General features: G+C 69.6%; 12 protein-coding genes and 1 pseudogene. 10 read left to right on the forward strand and 3 right to left on the reverse strand.

The window, feature by feature from the left end; translation table 11 throughout:
- Positions 1–124: 124 nt before the first annotated feature.
- The gene (locus tag ABZ911_RS20990) at positions 125–373 is read left to right on the forward strand and encodes a WhiB family transcriptional regulator (RefSeq protein WP_358057997.1); all 249 of its coding nucleotides are present in this window, start codon (positions 125–127) and stop codon (positions 371–373) included.
- On the opposite strand, the gene def is transcribed toward ABZ911_RS20990, so the two are convergent.
- On the reverse strand, positions 360–884 hold the full coding sequence (def, locus tag ABZ911_RS20995; protein WP_358058000.1) for a peptide deformylase: 525 nt from the start codon (positions 882–884) through the stop codon (positions 360–362). The two genes, ABZ911_RS20990 and def, sit on opposite strands and share 14 nt — an antisense overlap.
- Before the next feature lie 299 nt (positions 885–1183).
- On the opposite strand from def, the gene ABZ911_RS21000 reads away from it, so the two are divergent.
- From ABZ911_RS21000 to ABZ911_RS21015, 4 genes and pseudogenes are all read left to right on the forward strand, one after another.
- Positions 1184–1318, forward strand: coding sequence for a hypothetical protein (locus tag ABZ911_RS21000; protein WP_358058003.1), 135 nt, complete (start codon positions 1184–1186; stop codon positions 1316–1318).
- A gap of 117 nt (positions 1319–1435) precedes the next feature.
- Positions 1436–1847, forward strand: a pseudogene (locus ABZ911_RS21005) (nitrite reductase); the annotation flags it as partial.
- Positions 1848–1904: 57 nt separating this feature from the next.
- Complete coding sequence (locus ABZ911_RS21010; protein ID WP_358058345.1) at positions 1905–2066, forward strand: nitrite reductase (NAD(P)H) small subunit; 162 nt, start codon at positions 1905–1907, stop codon at positions 2064–2066.
- Positions 2063–3235: a uroporphyrinogen-III synthase gene (locus ABZ911_RS21015; protein WP_358058006.1), complete on the forward strand. Its 1173-nt coding sequence runs from the start codon at positions 2063–2065 to the stop codon at positions 3233–3235. Before ABZ911_RS21010 ends, ABZ911_RS21015 begins: the two co-directional genes overlap by 4 nt.
- 269 nt (positions 3236–3504) lie before the next feature.
- Here the strand turns inward: ABZ911_RS21015 and ABZ911_RS21020 are convergent, their stop codons facing one another.
- Both ABZ911_RS21020 and ABZ911_RS21025 read right to left on the reverse strand, forming a co-directional pair.
- Positions 3505–3990, reverse strand: a complete 486-nt coding sequence (locus ABZ911_RS21020) for a hypothetical protein (RefSeq protein WP_358058009.1) — start codon at positions 3988–3990, stop codon at positions 3505–3507.
- Between the two features lie 289 nt (positions 3991–4279).
- Positions 4280–5134: a PAC2 family protein gene (locus tag ABZ911_RS21025; RefSeq protein WP_358058012.1), complete on the reverse strand. Its 855-nt coding sequence runs from the start codon at positions 5132–5134 to the stop codon at positions 4280–4282.
- 131 nt (positions 5135–5265) lie between these two features.
- Between ABZ911_RS21025 and metH the strand changes: the two genes are divergently transcribed.
- The 5 genes from metH (at position 5266) to ABZ911_RS21050 (ending at position 13232) form a co-directional block, all read left to right on the forward strand.
- Positions 5266–8730 carry a methionine synthase gene (metH, locus tag ABZ911_RS21030; RefSeq protein WP_358058015.1) on the forward strand — a complete coding sequence of 1155 codons (3465 nt, stop codon included), beginning with the start codon at positions 5266–5268 and terminating at the stop codon, positions 8728–8730.
- 136 nt (positions 8731–8866) lie between these two features.
- Entirely contained in the window at positions 8867–9505 is a 639-nt protein-coding gene (locus tag ABZ911_RS21035) for an HAD family phosphatase (protein ID WP_358058018.1), read from the forward strand.
- Positions 9506–9643: 138 nt separating this feature from the next.
- Positions 9644–10099 carry a cellulose synthase gene (locus ABZ911_RS21040; protein ID WP_358058021.1) on the forward strand — a complete coding sequence of 152 codons (456 nt, stop codon included), beginning with the start codon at positions 9644–9646 and terminating at the stop codon, positions 10097–10099.
- Positions 10100–10406: 307 nt separating this feature from the next.
- The gene (locus tag ABZ911_RS21045) at positions 10407–11402 is read left to right on the forward strand and encodes an ABC transporter permease (RefSeq protein ID WP_358058024.1); all 996 of its coding nucleotides are present in this window, start codon (positions 10407–10409) and stop codon (positions 11400–11402) included.
- A gap of 54 nt (positions 11403–11456) precedes the next feature.
- Complete coding sequence (locus tag ABZ911_RS21050; protein WP_358058027.1) at positions 11457–13232, forward strand: ABC transporter substrate-binding protein; 1776 nt, start codon at positions 11457–11459, stop codon at positions 13230–13232.
- Positions 13233–13238 lie beyond the last annotated feature (6 nt).

Raw genomic sequence — 13238 nt, forward strand, 5'->3', positions numbered from 1 at the left:
CTGGACGAACGGCTCTCAAACGGAGCGGGGCGCCGAGCTGCGATTTTGCCGCGAACGGCGCATGACTCGCGGGTGAGGGGGTAAGCGGTGCACATTCACCGCTTCCTCAGGTCATTGGATCGCCATGACGACGACGTTCTTTCTCGGCCGTACCGGCAGGGCAGCCTGCCTGGACGAGGATCCCGAGCTGTTCTTCCCCATCTCGCCGGAAGGGCCCGGCCATGCCCAGGCAAACCTGGCCAAGGCCGTCTGCCGGCGATGTCCGGTGCGCGGCGCTTGCCTGGACTACGCGCTGCGCACCCGCCAGGCGCACGGCGTCTGGGGTGGTACCGACCCCGCCGAGCGCGGGGAACTGCTGACTAGCTCCCGCTGACGACCTGCTCCTCCAGCGAGGCGAGGAACCGCTCGCGCTCGTCCTCGGGCAGATGGTCGACGAACAGCACGCCGTCGAGATGGTCGACCTCGTGCTGCAGCACTCTGGCCAGCACGCCCAGCGCGCGGACCGTCACGGGCTTGCCCTGCATGTTCCGGCCACGGGCGGTGACCATGTAGGAACGTTCCAGTGGCCACCAGTGGCCGGGTGCCGACAGGCACGCCTCGTCGGCGGTGATCCTGCGCGGCGACAACTCCAGACGCGGGTTGATCAGATGGCCGGCCTTGCCGTCGTAGTCGTAGACGACGACCCGCCGCGGTATCCCGATCTGCGGGGCGGCCAGACCCGCGCGGCCCGCGCCCGCGCGCATGGTGAGGGTGAGGGACTTGACCAGATCGCGTAGCTCCCGATCGAAGACGGTCACAGGCTCGGCTACCGTGCGCAACAGGGGATCTCCGAACGCACGGATGAACTGGGCCACACGCAACTCCCCGAAACGATGTGCCGACATCCCGAGGATTCCCGCCCTGGCAGGCCCTCAACCGTCGTTAACTCCGTGTTTCCCGGGTGAATCAGATGCCCGCCGCGTTACTGCGGTGCAAGGGATGTAACCGGTGCACCGTCACACATCGTCATGGTGCGTAACAGCCTCTCCCTACCGTCGGGCGCACAACCGACGTAGGAGGAACCATGGCGCGACTGGCGTCCCGACGACCCCGCCTTCTGGCAGCGCGCAGGCAGGCCGGTGGCCAGGCGGAACCTGGCCTTCTCCATCCTGGCCGAGCATCTCGGCTTCACCGTCTGGATGCTGTGGAGCGTGGTGGCCGCCCAGATGGGGCCTACGACTTCAGCACCGACCAGCTCTTCTGGCTGGTCGCGCTGCCGTGCTACGTCCGCACCGTCGGCCTGGCCCGGCTGCCGGGCCTGGCCCACGCCCGCGTCTGACGCGGTTGGCCGCTCGTAGCACAGAGGTAACAGGTGGGACCCAGCGGTGAAATCACCCAGAAGCAGGATCGATCGCATGACCTCACTTCCCGATCGCGCGCCTGTGACGACGCGCGGCCCGCGCCCGGCACCGATCTGGCGCTCGCGTTGGGGCTGCTGCACCTGGTGGTCGCCGAGGGGCTGGTCGACGAGGAGTACGTGGCCGCCCGCACGAGCGGGTTCGAGGCGGTGCGCACCTCGGTGTCCGCCTGGTGGCCCGAGCGGGTGGAGCGGGTGACGGGGGTGCCACGGGCAGGGCGGCCGCGAGCACGGGCAGAAGGCCGACCAGCTCCCCGGGTACCGCAGGATCGACGACCCGGCCGTCGGCGCCCACGTGGCCGGGGTCTGGGGCGTCGACCCCGACGACCTGCCGGGGCCGGGACGGTCGGCGTACGAACTGCTCGACGCGCTCGGCATCGACGAGGGGCCCGCCGCGCTGCTGGTGTTCGGCTCCAACCCGGTGGTCTCCGCGCCGCGCTCGGCGCACGTCGCCCGCCGACGACGAGGGCGGGCCCGCCGACTACTCCGGCATCACCTACAGCCGACGATCGCCTCACCCCTGCACAAGCAGGTGTTCTCCCTGGTCACCGGGTTCTGCCTGGACGATCAGGCGGTGACGCTCCCGGCCTACCGGGTCCGGGTGCGCGACGGGTGGGTGGAGGTGGGACCCGTCACCGGGTCCCCTGACGAGGAAAGGCGATACACATGACGGTTGCCGGCACCGCCGAGGAAGGGCCCTGGGCACTGGAGACGTCGGTGGACGCGCTGGCCGGATTCACCATCGGGGTCACCGCGACCAGGCGGCACGAGGAGTTCCGCGCGCTGCTGGAGCGGCGCGGAGCCCGGGTGGTCAGCGCGCCCGCGATCAGGCTCGTGCCGCTCGCCGAGGACACCGGCCTGCTGGCCGCCACCCGCCGGAGCCTCGCCGGGCCCCTCGACGACGTGGTCGTCACCACCGGGGACGGCTTTCGCGGCTGGATGGCCGCCGCCGAAGGCTGGGGCCTGTCTGACGAGCTGGCCGAGCACCTCACCAGAGCCCGCCTGCTCACCCGCGGACCCAAAGCCAGGGGTGCCGTGCGCGCGGCCGGTCTCAACGACCACTGGACGCCGGCCACGGAGTCGTGCGAGGAGGTCAAGCGGCACCTTCTCGCCCAGGATCTGCGCGGGCGGCGCGTCGCCGTACAGCTGCACGGCGGGCCGCTGGACGGGTTCGTGGCCGAGTTGCGCGCGGCGGGCGCCGAGGTGATCGAGGTGCCCGTTTACCGATGGCTGCCCTACCGCGACAGTTCGCCGCTGCGGCGGCTGGTCAGCCAGGCCGTCTCGGGCGCCGTCGACGCCGTCGCCTTCACCAGCGCGCCCGCCGTACTCGCGATGCTGAACTCCGCCCGCGCCGACGGCCAGGAGGACGCCCTGCTCGCCGCCTTCGGCGACTCCGTCGTGGCCGCGTGCGTCGGCCCCGTCACCGCGCAACCGCTGATGGCCCGCGGCGTGCCGACCGTCCAGCCCGAACGCTCCCGCCTCGGGGCACTGGCCCGCATGCTGGCCAGGCACCTGCCCGAACGCCGGGTCACCCGCCTGGTCGCCGGCGGCCACGACCTGGAGATCCGCGGCCACGCGGTGGCGGTCGACGGGGCGCTGAAACCCCTGCCGCCGGCGCCGATGGCGATCCTGAAACGCCTGGCCGACAAACCCGGCCATGTCGTGCCCCGTTCGGAGCTGCGCACCGTGCTGCCCGGAGGAACGACCCGGGACTCGGCCGAACACGCGGTCGAGATGGCCGTCACCCGCCTGCGCCGCACCCTCGGCCCGGCCGGCATCGTGGAGACGGTCGTCAAACGCGGCTACCGCCTGGCCTGCGACCGCACCACCTTCCTGTGACGCCTGGGACCGACGCCCGCACGGGTGTCGCGGCGGCCCTCCGGCACGGTCCTCGCCAGGCCGCTCGGCCCGCACCCGCTGCTCGCCCGCGTCGCTGGCGCCACCGCCCGCACCGCCCGGGAGGGGCCGCGAATCGTGGTCGCCTCCTATCCGCTGGCTCCCGGGCACTTTCACCGGCTGCTCGCAGGCAGCGGCGCGGGGACGGTCAGCGAGCCGATCGGCGCGGCCGGGGAGGTGGCCGCGCTGATCTGGGCCCGGTTCGACGAGGCTCAGAGATCCGACGCCACCGGTTCGAGACGCAGCGCGCGGACGATCTCCTCGGCGCTCGCCGCCCGGGACGGGCCGTCGTCCTCCCCGGCGAACATCTCGTTGTAGGCGTGCCGGAAACACCCGGCCAGCAGCAGCCTGGCGCTGGCCACGGCGTCCACGGACGCCGCCACCCGGCCGAGGGCCTGCTCGGCCCGCAGATACTCCGACAGCGGGATTATCTCCGACATGGGGCCGAGGCCCTTGGCGCGTGCCGCGTCGCGGAAGCGGACGGTGACCGACGCGGAGGAGAAGGCGGGCAGCGCCGCCGACTGGATCTCCCCGTAGTAGTCGATGCCCGCCCGCGCGATCGGTACCAGGTTGTCGCTGACGCGCCCCTTTCCGATGAGGTGCGGCAGATCGTGCAGGATCCGCAGCCAGAGCGGAAGCCGGTCCTGGAGGAGTGCGAGAAAGTGGTCGACCGGCCCCCCGGTGCGGTCCTCTCGCATCGACAACGCCATCTCCAGAACGCGTCGCCGGGTCTCCTGGCTTCTCTGGTACGGGTCCACGTGCTTATCCAGCGGGAATGTCGCCATGGTTGCCCTTACGTGCGCAGTCACAGGGGTAGGTTCAACGTGGCAGGGGTGGAATTCGCGGAAGTTACACAGCCGTGTTTCTCATGGTTATTCAATCGTTGCCGGTTGGCGTTCCAACCTGGTGCGATACAGGTGAAACGCGCGAGGCACCGATTATTACTCGAAAACCCAGTTAAATGTGGGTATCGGAGAAACCTGAATTTTAGCTGTCAGTTTCGCCGTCACGGCGGCGCAGATAGCGCTCGAACTCCGCCGCGATCGCGTCGCCGGACGCCTCGGGAAGCTCGGCCGCGTCCTTGCGCTCCTCGAGCTCCTTGACGTACTCGGCCACCTCGCTGTCCTGCGAGGCCAGCTCGTCCACGCCGGTCTCCCAGGCGCGCGCCTCCTCGACCAGGTCGCCTAGCGGCATCGGGATGTCGAGCACGTCCTCGATCCGGCGCAGCAGCGCCAGCGTGGCCTTCGGGTTGGGCGCCTGGGCGACGTAGTGCGGCACCGACGCCCACAGCGAGACCGCCTTCAGGCCCGCCGTGCCGAACGCGTCCTGCAGGACGCCCACGATGCCCGTCGGGCCCTCGTACCGGGTCAGCTCCAGGTTGATGGAGCGGGCGAGGCCGTCGTCGGTCGCGGCGCCCACGATCGGCACCGGGCGCGTGTGCGGAGAGTCGTTGAGCAGCGCGCCGAGCATCAGCGCCAGCTCGATGCCCAACTCGTGGCAGACGCCGACGATCTCGTCGCAGAACGAGCGCCAGCGCATGTTCGGCTCGATGCCGCGCAGCAGCACCACGTCGCGCTCGGTGCCGGGCGGACGCGCCACGGACAGTCTCGTCGTCGGCCAGACGATCGAGCGGGTCAGCCCGTCGCCCATCTCCACGACAGGTCGCGTGACCTGGAAGTCGTAGTAGTCCTCCGGGTCCATGGCGACCAGAGGCTCGGCCTTCCACGCGCTCTCGAGATGGGAGATCACGCCGCTGGACGCCTCGCCGGCGTCGTTCCACCCTTCGAACGCGGCGATGAGCACCGGATCGACGAGCTCAGGGAGCCCTTCGAGCTCGATCACGCGCCGCCTCCTCTCACTGTCCTGCCGCTAAGCCTATGTGTAGAGGGGGGGCTCGCGTTACTGAGTATCGGCGATCAACCTCGCCCGCCCGGCAGAATGGCGGTCCCGCCGAGCCCGATAAGATTGGCGGCATGAACAACTCCCCATCGTTCCGTGAGGTCCTGTCCCAGCGCGTGATGGTCGCCGACGGGGCCATGGGAACGATGCTGCAGTCCTACGACCCCACCCTCGACGACTTCGAGGGTCACGAGGGCTGCAACGAGGTGCTCAACGTCACCCGCCCCGACATCGTGCGCGGCGTGCACGACGCCTACTTCGCGGTGGGCGTCGACTGCGTGGAGACCAACACCTTCGGGGCCAACCTCTCCGCTCTCGGCGAGTACGACATCGGCGCCCGCGTGTTCGAGTACTCCGAGGCGGGCGCCAGGATCGCCCGCGAGCGGGCCGACCACTGGTCCACCCCGGAGCACCCCCGTTTCGTGCTCGGCTCGATGGGGCCGGGCACCAAACTGCCGACCCTCGGCCACCTGTCGTTCGCCACCCTGCGCGACGCCTTCCGCGACAACGCCGCCGGGCTGATCGCCGGTGGCGCCGACGCGCTGATCATCGAGACCAGCCAGGACCTGCTCCAGGTCAAGGCCGCCGTCATCGGCGCCAAGCGGGCCATCGAGGACGCGGGCCGCGACGTGCCGATCATCGCCCAGGTCACCATCGAGACCAACGGCGCCATGCTGCTCGGCTCCGAGATCGGCGCCGCCCTCACCGCCATCGAGCCGCTCGGCGTCGACGTCATCGGGCTCAACTGCGCCACCGGCCCGGCCGAGATGAGCGAGCACCTGCGCTACCTCGCCCGCCACAGCCGCCTCAAGCTGTCCTGCATGCCCAACGCGGGCCTGCCCGTGCTGACCTCCGACGGCGCCTACTACCCGCTCAGCCCCGGCGAGCTGTCCGACGCGCACGAGAACTTCACCCGCGACTACGGCCTGGCCCTGGTCGGCGGCTGCTGCGGCACCACCCCCGAGCACCTCGCCCAGGTCGTCGAGCGGGTGCGCGGCAAGGAGCCCGCCGCCCGCCGCCCGCACCCCGAGCCGGGCGCCGCCTCCCTCTACCAGACCGTCCCCTTCCGCCAGGACACCTCCTACCTGGCCATCGGCGAGCGCTGCAACACCAACGGCTCCAGGGCCTTCCGCGAGGCGATGCTCGAAGGCCGCTGGGACGACTGCGTCGAGACCGCCCGCGACCAGGCCCGGGACGGCGCCCACATGCTCGACCTGTGCGTCGACTACGTCGGCCGCGACGGCGTGGCCGACATGAAGGAGCTGGCCTTCCGCCTCGCCACCGCCTCCACCCTGCCGATCATGCTCGACTCGACCGAGTCCGAGGTGCTCAGGGCCGGCCTGGAGATGCTCGGCGGGCGCGCGGTGGTCAACTCGGTCAACTTCGAGGACGGCCGCGGCCCCGACTCGCGCTTCCACAAGACCATGACGGCGGTGCGCGAGCACGGCGCCGCGGTCGTCGTCATGTGCATCGACGAGAACGGCCAGGCCCGCACCGCCGCCGAGAAGGTCCGCATCGCCGGCGAGACCATCGACGAGCTCACCGCCAACTGGGGCATGCGCGTCGAGGACGTCATCGTCGACTGCCTCACCTTCACCATCGCCACCGGCATGGAGGAGAGCCGCCGCGACGGCCTGGAGACCATCGAGGGCATCCGCGAGCTCAAGCGCCGCTACCCTGCCGTGCAGACCACGCTCGGCCTGTCGAACATCTCCTTCGGCATCAGCCCCGCCGCCCGCATCGTGCTCAACTCCGTCTTCCTCAACGAGTGCGTCAACGCCGGCCTCGACTCGGCCATCGTGCACGCCTCCAAGATCCTGCCCATGTCGCGCATCCCCGACGAGCAGCGCCAGGTCGCCCTCGACATGGTCTACGACCGCCGCCGCGAGGGCTACGACCCGCTGCAGCGCTTCATCGACCTGTTCGAGGGCGTCGACGTGGCCGCGCTGCGGGCGAGCAAGGCCGAGGAGCTCGCCGCGATGCCGCTGTGGGAGCGGCTCAAGCACCGCATCATCGACGGCGAGAAGAAGGGCCTGGAGGCGGACCTGGAGGAGGGCCTCGCCCAGCGCCCCGCCCTCGAGATCATCAACGACGTGCTGCTCGACGGCATGAAGACGGTGGGCGAGCTGTTCGGCTCCGGCCAGATGCAGCTGCCGTTCGTGCTGCAGTCCGCCGAGGTCATGAAGACCGCCGTCGCCTACCTCGAACCGCACATGGACCGGGTCGAGGGCGAGAACAAGGGCCGCATCGTGCTCGCCACCGTCAAGGGCGACGTGCACGACATCGGCAAGAACCTCGTCGACATCATCCTGTCCAACAACGGCTACGAGGTCGTCAACCTGGGCATCAAGCAGCCCGTCTCGGCGATCCTCGAAGCGGCCGAGGAGAACAGGGCCGACGTCATCGGCATGTCCGGGCTGCTGGTGAAGTCGACGGTCATCATGAAGGAGAACCTGGAGGAGATGAACTCCCGGGGCATCTCCCAGAGGTTCCCCGTCCTGCTGGGCGGCGCCGCGCTCACCCGCGCCTACGTCGAGCAGGACCTGGCCGAGCTGTTCACCGGCGAGGTCCGCTACGCCCGCGACGCCTTCGAGGGCCTGCGCCTGATGGACTCCTTCATGGCGGTCAAGCGCGGCGTCGCCGGGGCCACGCTCCCGCCGCTGCGCGAGCGCCGGGTCAAGACGGGCGCCGTCCTGCAGCGCACCCCCGTCGAGGAACTGCCCGCCCGCTCCGACGTGGCCGCCGACAACCCGCTGCCGAAGGCGCCCTTCCTCGGCGACCGCATCGTCAAGGGCATCTCGCTGGCCGAGTACGCCTCCTTCCTCGACGAGCGGGCCACCTTCATGGGGCAGTGGGGGCTCAAGGCCGCCCGCGGCGGCGACGGCCCCTCCTACGAGGAGCTCGTCGAGACCGAGGGGCGGCCGCGGCTGCGCATGTGGCTGGAGCGCATGCAGACCGAAGGGCTGCTGGAGGCGGCCGTCGTCTACGGCTACTTCCCGTGCGTGGCCGACGGCGACAACCTGATCATCCTCGACGAGGCCGGCGACGAGCGCACTCGCTTCACCTTCCCGCGCCAGCGCCGCGACCGCCACCTGTGCCTGTCGGACTTCTTCCGCGGCAAGGACTCCGGCGAGGTCGACGTGGTCGGCTTCCAGATCGCCACCATGGGCGGCAAGATCTCCGAGGCGACGGCCGAGCTGTTCGCCAAGGACGCCTACCGCGACTACCTGGAGCTGCACGGCCTGTCGGTCCAGCTCACCGAGGCGCTGGCCGAGTACTGGCACGCCAGGGTCCGCTCCGAGCTCGGCATCGGCGGCGAGGAGTCCCTCGACGACATGCTCAAGGTGAACATCCAGGGCTGCCGCTACTCCTTCGGCTACCCCGCCTGCCCCAACCTCGAGGACCAGGTGCAGCTCTTCGAGCTGCTCGCCCCCGAGCGGATCGGCGTCACACTGTCGGAGGAGTTCCAGCTCCACCCCGAGCAGGCCACCTCCGCCCTGATCACCCACCACCCCGAGGCGAAGTACTTCAACGTCTGACCGGGCTGACATCGGTCTGGCGTGTGGTGCTGGTGGGGCGGGTGTCAGGGTTCGGGCATGGTGGGGTGGGGGTGTGTGGCTGGTCGGGAGAGACCGCGTAGGGTTTGCGGACAAGGTTCTTGGCGGCGGGGGGAACATGGACGCGGTCTTCTTCGACATGGACGGCTTGCTGGTCGACACCGAGAAGGTGTGGCTGGAGATCGAGACCGACGTGATGGCCAGACTGGGCGGAGTCTGGACGCCTGAGCACCAGACGCACCTGGTCGGCGGCTCGATGGAGCGTACGGTCGACTACATGCTGGCCGTCTCCGGCTCCTCGGTCGCGCCCGCCCTGCTGCGCGAGTGGATGATCGACGGCATGGTCGCCCGCCTGGCCGGCGGGGTGAAGGTCATGCCCGGCGCCCTGGAACTCCTGGAGGACCTGCGCGCTGAGGAGGTGCCGGTGGGGCTGGTCACCTCCTCGCTGAAGGAGATCGCCGAGGCGGTGCTCGCCTTCGTCGGGCGCGAGCGCTTCGACACGATCGTCACCGCCGACGACGTGACGCGCACCAAGCCCGACCCCGAGCCGTACCTGACCGCAGCCCGCCGGCTCGGTGTCGAACCTGTGCGCTGCGTGGTGCTGGAGGACTCGCCCAACGGCGTCGCCGCGGGCACGGCGGCGGGCTGCGCGGTGGTGGCGGTCCCCAGCCTCCTCCCCATCGATCCCGCCCCCGGCCGCCTGATCGTCCCCTCCCTCACCGCCGTCACCACCCAGGACCTGCGCGACCTCCTCTGACCCGCCACCGCCCCTGTGCCGTACGAGAAGGAAGAAAGGGAAGCGACCCCTAAGGGTGGGGCCCTTCTTTCGGAGGAGGGGCGGGTGGAAGATCGCGTGCCAGGATGGGAGGGTAAGCGACGATGAGGGGCGGCCGTTATGGGCTTCGAGCAGATCGCGTGGTTGCCGCTGTGCGCCGGGGTGACCGCGGTGGGGCTGGTGTTCAGCTTCCTGGCGATGAGGCGCAGGGGAGTGGCGTCGGGGCTGAGGCTGGCGGCGTGGTCGCTGCTGCCCACCGCCGCCTACCTGACGGGGGCGATCGGCGCCCTGTGGACGATCGGCGCGACCGCGGTCGGGTTCGTCACGAATCTGGTGCTGAACCCGCTGGTCTGGGCGGGTGTGGCCGTGGCGGGGCTGTCGGCCGTCCTGTTCGTGGTCTCCGGGGTGATGCGATCCAGGAAGCTGGCGGGCGGGTCCCCGGCCAAGCAGGCCCCCGCGAAGGAGGCGGGCAAGGCGCGTCCGAAGCCGGCGGTGGCCGCTCAGGCCAAGCCCGCGGCGAAGGACGATGACTTCGGCGACATCGAGGACATTCTCAAGCGGCGCGGCATCAGCTGAAGATGTCACGGTTCCGAGACTCAACCGGAACGGCTCGTAGACATTCGCTTCAAGATCGATACGAATCCGTTTCGCGTGAATCACAGTTGAGCCACATAGCGGTCTGAGGGACTAGTCAGCGCAGCTCAGCCCATAGATCCTGCCTCCTGGGGCCGCGACATGCGGCCTGCACAGGCAAGGACGGGACCCCGGCAGGCGGTTCCGCCCAAGGGACGACGTCGTCCGCGATCCAGGGGGCTGTGAACATGCTCGCACCGGGCATGCGCGAGCACCGCACCCCGGTCTTGCGGTCGGCGGAGGAGGGCGCATGACCGCACCGCTCGATGTATCCGGCTCGGCTGGCGAGGCCGCGCCGGAGGCAGTGCTCGAAGGGGCGAGCGGCAAGGCGATCGTGGGCCGGTCGCTGGGACAGATCGCGTGGATGCGGCTCAAGCGCGACAAGGTCGCGATGGGCGGCGCCTTCATCGTCGTCTTCCTCATCCTGGTCGCGGTGTTCGCCCCGGTGATCGTCGCCATGTTCGGCCACCCGCCGCTCGACTTCAACCAGGACCAGATCGACCCCGCCACCCTCGCCCCGAAGGGCGCGTACGGCGGTATGAGCACCGAGTTCCTGTTCGGGGTCGAGCCGCTCAACGGCCGCGACCTGTTCAGCCGCGTGGTGTACGGCGCCCGCATCTCGCTGCTGATCGCCTTCCTGGCCACCCTGCTGTCGGTGGTCATCGGCACGATCATGGGCGTCATGGCCGGATTCTTCGGCGGCTGGGCCGACACCGTCATCGGCCGCACCATGGACGTCTTCCTGGCCTTCCCGCTGCTGGTCTTCGCGATCGCGCTGGCGGGCGTGGTGCCGGACAAGGCGTTCGGCCTGTCGGGCGACGCGCTGCGCATCGCCCTGCTGGTGTTCATCATCGGCTTCTTCAACTGGCCCTACATCGGCCGGATCGTCCGCGGCCAGACGCTCTCCCTGCGCGAGCGGGAGTTCGTCGACGCCGCGCGCAGCCTCGGCGCCAGAGGCCCGTACATCATCTTCAGGGAACTCCTGCCGAACCTGATGGCGCCGATCCTGATCTACGCCACCCTGCTCATCCCCTCGAACATCCTGTTCGAGGCGGCGCTGTCCTTCCTGGGCGTCGGCGTCAAGCCGCCGACCCCGACGTGGGGCGGCATGCTCGCCGACGCGGTGCGCTTCTACACGATTCCGCACTTCACGATCGTGCCCGGACTGGCGATCTTCGTCACCGTGCTGGCCTTCAACCTGTTCGGTGACGGTCTCCGCGACGCGATCGACCCGCGCAGCCGCTGACCTTCATGACCTCAGTGAACCCCCAGCTCAACACCCAACAAAGGGGTAGAAGTAATGAGTAGAAGATCCATACTGGCGACGGCGGCGCTGGGCACCGTTCTCGCCCTGGGCCTGGCGGCCTGTGGCGGCGGCGGGGCCGCGCCCACCCCGGGCCAGACCGGTGCCGCGTCCGCGGGCGCGGCGGCCAAGGACGAGTTCAACGCCAGCATCGACAAGATCTGGAACCCTTCCGACAAGAAGGGCGGCATCCTCAAGCTCGCCAACAACGGCACCTGGGACAGCCTCGACCCCGGCAACACGTACTACGGCTACTCCTTCAACTTCATCCGCCTGTACGGCCGGGCGCTGCTGATGTTCAAGCCGGCCCCCGGCAAGGACGGCAACACGCTGGTCCCCGACCTGGCCGAGAGCCTCGGTGAGACCACCGACGGCGGCAAGACCTGGACCTACAAGCTGCGCAAGGGCGTGAAGTACGAGGACGGCACCGAGGTGACCTCCAAGGACGTCGCCTACGCCGTGGCGCGCTCCTTCGACAAGAAGGTCCACCCGTCCGGCCCGAGCTACCTCAACGAGCTGCTCGACTGGCCCAAGGACTACAAGGGCGCCTACGAGAGCAAGGACGCCGACATCAGCTCGGCGATCACCACGCCGGACGACCAGACGATCGTCTTCCACCTGAAGCAGGCCTTCGGCTCCTTCGACTACATCGTGCAGATGCCGATGACGATGCCGGTGCCCAAGGACAAGGACACCGGTAGCAAGTACCAGGAGCACGTCATCTCGACGGGCCCGTACATGTTCGACAAGAACGAGATCGGCAAGAGCTTCACGCTCAAGCGCAACCCGAACTGGGACGCGGCCCTGGACCCGAACCGGCCCGCGCTGCCCGACGGCTACGAGGTCGCGCTCAACGTCAACGCCGACGACATCGACAACCGGATCATCTCCGGTGACCTGCACGTCGCCGTGGCCGGCACCGGCATGCAGACCGCCGCGCTGAGCCGTGTGCTGCCCGACCCGGCGCTCAAGGCGCGCGCGGACAACCCGTCGCTGCAGCGCCTGTGGTACACCTCGGTCATCCCGGACGTGAAGCCGCTCGACAACGTCGACTGCCGCAAGGCCATCCAGTGGGCGGCCGACCGGACCGGCCTGCAGCAGGCCTACGGCGGCGAGCTGTCCGGTGGCGAGATCGCGACCGGCATGATCCCGCCCATGCTGGCCGGCTACAAGAAGATCTCCACCTACGAGACCCCGGGCAGCAAGGGCGACGAGGCCAAGGCCAAGGCCGCGCTGACCGCCTGCGGCCAGCCGAACGGCTTCGAGACCAACATCTCCTACCGCGCCGAGCGCCCGGCCGAGAAGGCTGCCGCCGAGGCTCTGCAGCAGTCGCTGGGCAAGGTCGGCATCAAGCTGACGCTGAAGCCGTTCCCCCAGGGCGACTACTTCCAGCTGTACGCGGGCCGTCCGGCCTACGTCAAGGAGAACAACATCGGCCTGGCGATCAACGGCTGGGGCTCGGACTACCCCGAGACCTTCGGCTACCTGCAGGCCATCGTCGACTCCCGGACCATCCGTGAGGCCGGCAACTACAACCTCAGCATCAAGATGCCCGAGGTCGACAAGCTGATCGACAGCATCAAGGGCGAGGCCGACGAGGCCAAGCGCACCGAGATGTGGGCGCAGATCGACCAGCTGATCATGGACCAGGCCGTCACGCTGCCCGGTGTGTACGCCAAGTCGCTCCTGATGAGGGGCAAGGGCGTGACGAACGCGTTCATCAGCGACTCCCAGCAGATGTACGACTACGTCGCCCTCGGCGTCCAGCAGTAGAGCCAG

The sequence above is a fragment of the Nonomuraea sp. NPDC046570 genome (genome assembly GCF_040645915.1).
Lineage (GTDB): Bacteria > Actinomycetota > Actinomycetes > Streptosporangiales > Streptosporangiaceae > Nonomuraea.

What these genes read in the sequence shown, in the direction of transcription:
- ABZ911_RS20990 (WP_358057997.1), top strand. Translation starts at nt 125, where the DNA reads ATGACGACGACGTTCTTTCTCGGCCGTACCGGCAGGGCAGCCTGCCTG.
- def (WP_358058000.1), bottom strand. Translation starts at nt 884, where the DNA reads ATGTCGGCACATCGTTTCGGGGAGTTGCGTGTGGCCCAGTTCATCCGT.
- ABZ911_RS21015 (WP_358058006.1), top strand. Translation starts at nt 2,063, where the DNA reads ATGACGGTTGCCGGCACCGCCGAGGAAGGGCCCTGGGCACTGGAGACG.
- ABZ911_RS21020 (WP_358058009.1), bottom strand. Translation starts at nt 3,990, where the DNA reads ATGCGAGAGGACCGCACCGGGGGGCCGGTCGACCACTTTCTCGCACTC.
- metH (WP_358058015.1), top strand. Translation starts at nt 5,266, where the DNA reads ATGAACAACTCCCCATCGTTCCGTGAGGTCCTGTCCCAGCGCGTGATG.
- ABZ911_RS21035 (WP_358058018.1), top strand. Translation starts at nt 8,867, where the DNA reads ATGGACGCGGTCTTCTTCGACATGGACGGCTTGCTGGTCGACACCGAG.
- ABZ911_RS21040 (WP_358058021.1), top strand. Translation starts at nt 9,644, where the DNA reads ATGGGCTTCGAGCAGATCGCGTGGTTGCCGCTGTGCGCCGGGGTGACC.
- ABZ911_RS21045 (WP_358058024.1), top strand. Translation starts at nt 10,407, where the DNA reads ATGACCGCACCGCTCGATGTATCCGGCTCGGCTGGCGAGGCCGCGCCG.
- ABZ911_RS21050 (WP_358058027.1), top strand. Translation starts at nt 11,457, where the DNA reads ATGAGTAGAAGATCCATACTGGCGACGGCGGCGCTGGGCACCGTTCTC.